At 60.9% G+C, this 7595-nt stretch carries 8 protein-coding genes (1 of these 8 running past the window's edge); 6 read left to right on the plus strand and 2 right to left on the minus strand.

Going from position 1 to position 7595, the window contains the following annotated elements; translation table 11 throughout:
- Positions 1-144 carry the 3' portion of an ABC-F family ATP-binding cassette domain-containing protein gene (locus VZP09_RS09255; RefSeq protein ID WP_328795068.1) on the plus strand. 1572 nt of this gene lie to the left of the window's left edge, so only the last 144 of its 1716 coding nucleotides appear in the window; its start codon lies off the left edge, out of view; the stop codon is at positions 142-144.
- Positions 145-180: 36 nt separating this feature from the next.
- Here the strand turns inward: VZP09_RS09255 and VZP09_RS24845 are convergent, their stop codons facing one another.
- Positions 181-1134, minus strand: a complete 954-nt coding sequence (locus VZP09_RS24845; RefSeq protein ID WP_023282630.1) for a bifunctional helix-turn-helix transcriptional regulator/GNAT family N-acetyltransferase — start codon at positions 1132-1134, stop codon at positions 181-183.
- A 173-nt stretch (positions 1135-1307) separates the two neighbouring features.
- On the minus strand, positions 1308-1907 hold the full coding sequence (locus VZP09_RS09275) for an inorganic diphosphatase (RefSeq protein WP_002906218.1): 600 nt from the start codon (positions 1905-1907) through the stop codon (positions 1308-1310).
- 252 nt (positions 1908-2159) lie between these two features.
- Between VZP09_RS09275 and adhP the strand changes: the two genes are divergently transcribed.
- The 5 genes from adhP to VZP09_RS09300 all read left to right on the plus strand — a co-directional run.
- The gene (gene adhP, locus VZP09_RS09280; protein WP_002906221.1) at positions 2160-3170 is read left to right on the plus strand and encodes an alcohol dehydrogenase AdhP; all 1011 of its coding nucleotides are present in this window, start codon (positions 2160-2162) and stop codon (positions 3168-3170) included.
- 169 nt (positions 3171-3339) lie between these two features.
- Entirely contained in the window at positions 3340-4962 is a 1623-nt protein-coding gene (locus VZP09_RS09285; RefSeq protein WP_328795069.1) for a TIGR04028 family ABC transporter substrate-binding protein, read from the plus strand.
- A 10-nt stretch (positions 4963-4972) separates the two neighbouring features.
- Positions 4973-5917 carry an ABC transporter permease gene (locus VZP09_RS09290; protein WP_002906228.1) on the plus strand — a complete coding sequence of 315 codons (945 nt, stop codon included), beginning with the start codon at positions 4973-4975 and terminating at the stop codon, positions 5915-5917.
- On the plus strand, positions 5914-6762 hold the full coding sequence (locus VZP09_RS09295; protein ID WP_015958475.1) for an ABC transporter permease: 849 nt from the start codon (positions 5914-5916) through the stop codon (positions 6760-6762). Before VZP09_RS09290 ends, VZP09_RS09295 begins: the two co-directional genes overlap by 4 nt.
- The coding region (locus VZP09_RS09300; protein ID WP_328795070.1) for an ABC transporter ATP-binding protein at positions 6759-7595 on the plus strand (837 nt) is incomplete at its 3' end. The genes VZP09_RS09295 and VZP09_RS09300, both read left to right, overlap by 4 nt.

Genomic DNA, 7595 nt, shown 5'->3' on the forward strand with positions numbered 1-7595 from the left:
GATGAGGAGGCGCTGCTGGCGCGGCTGATTGACCTGGAGCAGTGGCTGGCTGACGACATGGCCCGCAAGCCAAAACATCAAAAGCCGTCACTGCAGGCACAGTGGCAAGAGGAGATTGCCCGCCTGCTTAACCAACTGACGTAATCTCCATGTCCCCCCACCGGCTAAGGCGCCACGCCCTTAGCCGGTGTTTCCGGACCGGGTAAATTGCTGCTCGGTCATTACCTTTCCCCACTGCTCCCCCTGCCATTCTCGGATTAACGTGAAGCCAAAGGATTCATACAGTTTGCGGGCCGCGTCCAGCCCTTTAAAGGTCCACAGCTGCACCGCGCTAAACTGGCGACTATCGCAGAAAGCCATCGCCTCGCTGAGGAGCCGCCTGCCAATGCCGCTTCCCCGGCAGCTGTCATCGAGAATGAACCAGCGCAAATGCGCCTCCTGCTGGCCGAGGTCCTCGCCATCGATAGCCAGCGAGCCGACGATTTTCCCTTCGCGGATCGCCAGCCAGATCTGGTTGGCCGGGGAGGAGAGCCGGGTGGCAAATTCCGCTACGCCGCTGGCGACCTTGCCTTCAAAAAAAGCGCCAAAGTCATGATGACGGGCGTAATACTCCCCGTGCATCTGGGCTATCCGGCCGATCATCCCCGGATGGTAGCCGGTCATCAGTGAAATTTGCGGAGCCGTATCCGCAAGCGCGCTATCCCGACACTGCGCCAGCGCCCGGGCATAGGCCGCCAGTCCAGTGGCGACAGTTTGCTGCTGCGTCTCATCCAGATGGTCTAACGCCTCCACCACCTGACGGGTACCCCAGGCGTTAATTTTCGCCACCGTATCGTGCCCCTTTGCCGTCAGGGCGAGTGATTTCGCGCGCGCATCCTCCGCGCAAGGACGCTCCTCCAGCTCACCAGCCGCCAGCAGACGAGAGACCATCCGGCTGACGCTTGATTTTTCCAGTCCCAGCAACGTGACCAGCTGCGCGGCCGTCATCTCCCCCCTCATCGATACCTCAAGCAGGGTGTGCACCGCCGAAGGTGAATAATGGGTGGCGGCCAGCGTGGTGCTCATAAAGCCCAGCTCGCGCACCATTAACCGCGAGGCGGTACGAATCTGTTGGATTAAGGGGGTATCAGGCATGGCGGCGGGTCCAGAAAATGAAATGGTTGTACAATACAACCTCGCCTTCATCCTGCGTCAAGATGCAATATGGTGGAATAAGCGTTGTCGTGTGACGTGTGACGTGTGATTTTGCCGCCATAGGGATCGTGAAAGCGAATGCCGCGGGCGCCGGACAGCGCCCGCGATGAATATTATTGCGGGTTCTTCGCCTTCCAGGCCTCCCAGGCCGATTTGATCTCCTGCTTCGCGGCCGCGGCGTCATTAAAGCCGGCCAGCTCGACCTTTTTACGCCCCTCCGGCAGTTCTTTATAGACCCGGAAGAAGGCCTCCAGCCGCTGCTGTTCTATTTTCGGCAGATCGGAGATGGTCTTGATGTCGTCGTAGGTCGGGTCAATTTTACTGGCCGGTACGGCGATGATTTTGTCGTCTTTCTCACCGCCGTCTATCATCTTCAGCACACCAATTGCCCGCAGCTTAATCAGCGTGCCCGGGGCCATCGGCGCGCGGGTATAAAACACCACGTCCAGCGGGTCGCCATCCCCGGCCAGCGACTGGGTCAGCGAGCCGTAGTTCGCCGGGTAGGCCACCGGCATCGACTGAAAGCGGTCGGCGACGATAAACCCCGTTTTAGCATCGGTTTCGTACTTAATGATCCCGCCCGTCGGGATCTCAGTGACGGCGTAAAATTCTTCCGGGTTGTTTTCCGGCTGGGGAAATTCCAGCACATTGTGGGCCTGGGCGGCGGCGGACAAAAGCAGACCGGCGGTGAGGATGGTTTTTACCAGATGCATTGTTGTATCACTCTGTTGTTATAAGAAATTGATGCGCAAAACAATAGATTCGAGTGATGACAAAAACATGACCATTCAGCGTCAATATTATTACCTACCAAATATAGCGATGTTGTCTGAATTTTGTGCTATCTCTGTAGCAAAAAGCCACATTCTGTACTAAGCGCCTTGTATTTTACCGCTCAGCGTCTAATCCTTATTGGGTACTATTGCATTAATTAAGTTAATCAATTCCCCCACAAGGAGACAGGCATGAAGGCAGCTGTTGTTACCCACGACCATCAGGTTAACGTCACGGAAAAAACGCTGCGCCCGCTGGAATACGGCGAAGCGCTGTTGAAAATGGAATGCTGCGGCGTGTGTCATACTGACCTGCACGTGAAAAACGGCGATTTTGGCGATAAAACCGGCGTCATTCTCGGCCATGAAGGGATCGGGGTGGTACAAAAAGTCGGCCCGGGCGTCACCTCCCTGAAGCCGGGCGACCGCGCCAGCGTGGCGTGGTTCTTCGAAGGCTGCGGCCACTGCGATTACTGTAACAGCGGCAACGAGACGCTCTGCCGCTCGGTGAAAAACGCCGGCTATACCGTCGATGGCGGCATGGCGGAAGAGTGCATCGTCACCGCCAACTACGCGGTAAAAGTTCCGGACGGCCTCGACTCCGCCGCCGCCAGCAGCATCACCTGCGCGGGCGTCACCACCTACAAAGCGGTCAAGGTCTCCCACATCAAACCGGGCCAGTGGATCGCCATCTACGGCCTCGGCGGGTTGGGTAACCTCGCGCTGCAGTATGCGAAGAATGTCTTTAACGCCAAAGTGATCGCTATCGACGTCAACGACGGACAGCTGGAGCTGGCGGCCTCGATGGGCGCCGACCTGACCATCAACTCCCGCAATGAAGATGCGGCGAAAGTGATTCAGGAAAAAACCGGCGGCGCCCACGCTGCGGTAGTAACCGCGGTGGCTAAAGCGGCCTTTAACTCGGCGGTGGATGCCGTTCGCGCCGGTGGCCGCGTGGTTGCGGTGGGCCTGCCGCCGGAGGCGATGAGCCTCGATATTCCGCGTCTGGTGCTGGACGGCATCGAGGTGGTCGGTTCGCTGGTCGGCACCCGTCAGGATCTGGTGGAAGCCTTCCAGTTTGCCGCCGAAGGCAAAGTGGTGCCGAAAGTCACCCTGCGTCCGCTGGAAGATATCAATGCTATCTTCAAAGAGATGGAGCAAGGTCAGATCCGCGGCCGTATGGTTATCGATCTGCGTAGCTAATCACCCGCGCCTCTCCCGTCCGGGAGAGGCGATCCCCCTGGCACGTCCTCTCGCTTCCCAACCCGGGAAGTAAATGCAATTTCCGCAAATGCTTAGCGCAATTCCTTGGTTCCTTTGTTTTTAGCCGCGCCCGATGATGGCAACACAATAGATAACAAAGGAATTCACCATGCATCGTCATTTTCGCCTGCCCGCGCTGGCCGCGCTGTTTCTCACCGGCGCCTTTTCCGTCTGGGCCGCCGACACGCCGGTTAAAGGCGGCACCTTAATTTATCTGGAGCAGCAACCGCACACCAATCTCTATCCGCCCGCCGGCGGCTTTTACCCGAATGGCGGGATTCTCAATCAGATAACCGACAAGCTCACCTGGCAGAATCCCAAAACGCTGGAGATTGAGCCGTGGATCGCCGAGAGCTGGACCAGCAACGCCGATAAAACCGAGTACACCTTCCACCTGCGCAAAGGGGTCACTTTCTCAGATGGCACACCGCTGGACGCCGCCGCCGTCGCCAAAAACTTCGATACCTATGGTCTGGGAGATAAAGCCCATCGTCTGCCCGTCTCGGAGGTCATCAATAACTACCAGCGCAGCGAAGTGATCGACCCGCTGACGGTAAAATTCTACTTCAACAAGCCGTCGCCGGGCTTCCTGCAGGGAACCGCCACCATCGGCTCCGGTCTGGTATCTCTCAGCACCCTGCAGCGTAATTTTGAAGAGCTGGGCGATGCCCGACATATTATCGGCTCCGGCCCCTTCGTCGTGCAGGATGAAAAACCAGGCCGCGAGCTGACGCTGGTGGCGCGCAAGGATTACCAGTGGGGGCCGAAAAACATTGCCCAGCAGGGGCCCGCTAACCTCGACGGCATCACCTATATTGTGACGCCGGAAGACAGCGTGCGTATCGGCGCGCTGCTGGCAGGTCAGGCGGGCTTTATTCGCCAGGTGCAGGCCTACGATGAAAAGCAGGCTACCGATCAGGGATTTAAGATCTACGCTGCCCCTACCCGCGGGGTCAACGACAGCCTGAGCTTCCGCCCGGATAACCCACTGGTCGCCGACCTGCGGGTGCGTCAGGCCCTGCTCCATGCCACCAACGCCAGGCAGGTGGTGGAGACGCTGTTCTCCGCTAACTACCCGCAAGCCACCTCCGTGCTGGCCAGCTCTGCCGCCGGCTATGTCAATCTCAGCGATAAACTCACCTTCGACCAGGCCAAAGCCCGGCAGTTGCTGGATGACGCCGGCTGGAAGCCCGCCGCCGACGGTATTCGCAGCAAAGACGGTCAGCGGCTGGCGCTGACCGTCTATGAGTCGCTGCCGCAGCCGCAAAATAAGGAAGTGCTGCAGCTGATCGCCCAGCAGTGGCGCCAGGTGGGTGTGGCGTTGACGGTCAAAGCCGGGGATGCCGGTAGCCGTACGCTGGATAACCTCGACCCGCAGAAAACCCCGCTCACCGTCTCAGAAGTGGGCCGCGCCGACCCGGATGTGGTGAAAAGTATGTTCTTCCCCAACAACCGCGATGCGCTGCTGCAGAAAGGCGGCTCCAGCGATAAAGTGCAGCGCTTCCGCGATGATAAGCTCAATGACCTGCTGACCGGCATCTCCGNGGCGGTTGAGCCGCAGCAGCGCTTGCAGTTAACCGGCGACGCCCAGCGCTATCTGATCGATAACGCCTATGTGATCCCTATTTTCGAAGAGCCGCAGGTGTTCGCCGGCGCGCCGTGGGTCAAAGGCGTCAGCTTCGAGGCCGTCGGTCGTCCGTCGTTCTACGGCGCGTGGCTGGACAAGCACTAAGAGGCCGGTTATGAGCGCTTATCTTCTGCGACGATTCGGCCAGGGGCTGCTGGTCCTGTGGGCGGCCTTTACCCTCACCTTTTTCCTGCTGCAGGTCCTGCCGGGGGATGCGGTGCTGATCAAGTTTCAGAACCCGGACCTCGGCCTGAGCCCGGCGCAAATTGCGGAGATGCGGCTGGCCTACGGCGCCGATAGCCCGCTGTGGCGCCAGTACCTGCACACGCTGCTGGCGATGCTGCACGGCGACTTCGGCTATTCCCTGCAGGCGGGTCTGGCGGTCAGCAGTCTGATTGCCAGCAACCTGCCGGATACCTTAAGCCTCGCGCTGCCGGCCTTCCTGCTGGCCGTGGCGCTGGCGTTCGCCCTCGCTTTCGCCTCGCGGCTGCCGGGGCTGCGCTGGCTGAGCAATTTTCTGCAGTCGCTACCGGTGCTGTTTATCTCTCTACCTACCTTTTGGTTGGGTATCGCCCTGATCCAGCTCTTCTCGTTTCAGTTGCGCTGGATCCCGGTGATCAATCCCGGCCCACTGGAAGGACTGATTTTACCGGTTATCGCCGTCGCGCTGCCCATCTCCGCCCCGCTGGCGCAGATCCTGATGCGCAGCATGGATCAGGTGGCGGTTCAGCCCTTCGTCGCGGTCGCCCGCGCCAAGGGCATGAGCGAAACGGGCGTCCTCTGGCGCCATGTGATGGGGAATGCCCTGCTGCCGGCGCTGAATATTGCCGGGCTGCTGCTCGGCGAACTGATTGCCGGGGCGCTAATCACCGAGACCGTCTTCGGCCGCAGCGGCCTCGGCCAGCTGACCCAGCAGGCGGTCAATAACCAGGATATCGCCGTACTACAGGCGGTGGTGATGATCTCCGCCCTCGGTTTCGTCCTGATCAACCTGCTGGTCGACCTGGTCATGCCGCGACTGGATCCCCGACTCCATTTACAGACCGGAGGTGCGAAATGAGCCTGGTCGACTATACCATCGCGGTTCGCCGCCGCCCGGAGTGGCGTAGAGTGCGCCTGCAGCCTGGCCTGTGGCTGGCGTGGGCGGTGATGATCGCCGCCCTGTTAATGGCCATTGCCCCACAGTGGTTTACCTCCGCTAACCCGCTGGAGGGGATCCCCGGCGCTCAGCGCCTGGCGCCGCAGGCGCACTACTGGCTGGGTACCGACCAGCTGGGGCGCGACCTGTGGACGCGGGTGGTTTACGGCGCGGTGCATTCCCTGTCGGCGGCGCTGATCGCCGTCGCCATCGGCCTGGTGGTGGGTACCACCCTTGGCACCCTCGCCGGGGCGCTGGCCGGACGCGTGGAATCCACCATCATGCGCCTGGTCGATGTCCTGCTGGCCATCCCCTCCCTGCTGCTGCAGCTCACGGTGATTATTCTGCTGGGTTTCGGCACGGTGAATGCGGCGGTGGCGGTTGGCGTCGCGGCTATCGCCAGCTTCGCGCGCCTGGCGCGAGCAGAAGTGGTGCGCGTGCGCCACAGCGATTACGTCGAGGCGGCCCGGGGCAGCGGCGGCACCTTTTTCGCCGTCTTCTGGCGCCATATTCTGCCCAACTCGCTCACTGCGGTGCTTGCTTTCGCGACGCTGCAGTTCGGACAGGCGATGTTGGCCCTGGCCACCCTCAGTTTCCTCGGCTACGGCACCCCGCCGCCGGTCCCGGAGTGGGGACTACTGATCGCCGAAGGTCGCAATTACCTGTCAACCGCCTGGTGGCTGACCACCTTCCCCGGCCTCGCCGTGGTCGCCGTGGTCCTTGCCGCCAATCGTCTTAGCCGCCAGTGGAGTGGAGCACGCCCATGACCGTTTTGTCCGTTGAAGATCTACGCATCAGCTACCGCTCGCGGGGCGAATGGCGCGAGGTGGTGCACAACATCAGCTTTTCCATCCAGCGCGGCGAAATGCTGGCCTTCGTCGGAGAATCCGGCTCGGGGAAAACCACCACCGCGCAGGCCATTATCGGCCTGCTGGCGGATAATGCCCGCCGGGATGCCGGGCGGATTGTCCTCAATGGCGAAGTGATTAGCGACTGGTCGGATAAACGCCTGAACCGCCTGCGCGGAGTGAGCATCAGCCTGGTCCCGCAGGATCCCGGTAATTCGCTCAACCCGGTAAAAACCATTGGTCAGCAGGTGGAAGAGATCCTGCGGCTGCATCAGTCCCTCTCCGCCGCTGAGCGCCGACAGCAGGTTCTTAACCTGCTCGCTAAAGTCGGTCTCAGCCACCCGGAACAGCGTTTTGACCAGTATCCGCATCAGCTGTCTGGCGGGATGAAACAGCGGGTGCTGATAGCCATCGCCATTGCCCTGCAGCCGGATCTGATTATTGCTGACGAGCCCACCAGCGCCCTCGACGTCACGGTGCAGAAGCGCATTCTCGACCTGCTCGATATCCTGCGTCGCGAGTCGGGTACCGCCGTGCTGTTTGTCACCCACGATCTGGCGCTGGCCGCCGAACGCGCCGACCGGATCATGGTGTTTCGCCAGGGAGAGATTCAGGAACAAGGCGCCACCGAGACGATTGTCCAGCGTCCACAGCATCCTTACACCCGCCAGCTGCTCCACGACCTGCTGGATGCGCCGTTGGGGCTGACGGCGGCGCGTCACCGGCCGCTGGCCACGCCGGCCATTCGCGTG

It is taken from the genome of Klebsiella sp. EMBS2024 (assembly GCF_036233805.1).
GTDB lineage: Bacteria > Pseudomonadota > Gammaproteobacteria > Enterobacterales > Enterobacteriaceae > Klebsiella > Klebsiella pneumoniae.

Excerpts from the sequence above, each read along its gene's own strand:
- VZP09_RS24845 (WP_023282630.1), bottom strand. The coding sequence starts at position 1,134 with ATGCCTGATACCCCCTTAATCCAACAGATTCGTACCGCCTCGCGGTTA.
- VZP09_RS09275 (WP_002906218.1), bottom strand. The coding sequence starts at position 1,907 with ATGCATCTGGTAAAAACCATCCTCACCGCCGGTCTGCTTTTGTCCGCC.
- adhP (WP_002906221.1), top strand. The coding sequence starts at position 2,160 with ATGAAGGCAGCTGTTGTTACCCACGACCATCAGGTTAACGTCACGGAA.
- VZP09_RS09290 (WP_002906228.1), top strand. The coding sequence starts at position 4,973 with ATGAGCGCTTATCTTCTGCGACGATTCGGCCAGGGGCTGCTGGTCCTG.
- VZP09_RS09295 (WP_015958475.1), top strand. The coding sequence starts at position 5,914 with ATGAGCCTGGTCGACTATACCATCGCGGTTCGCCGCCGCCCGGAGTGG.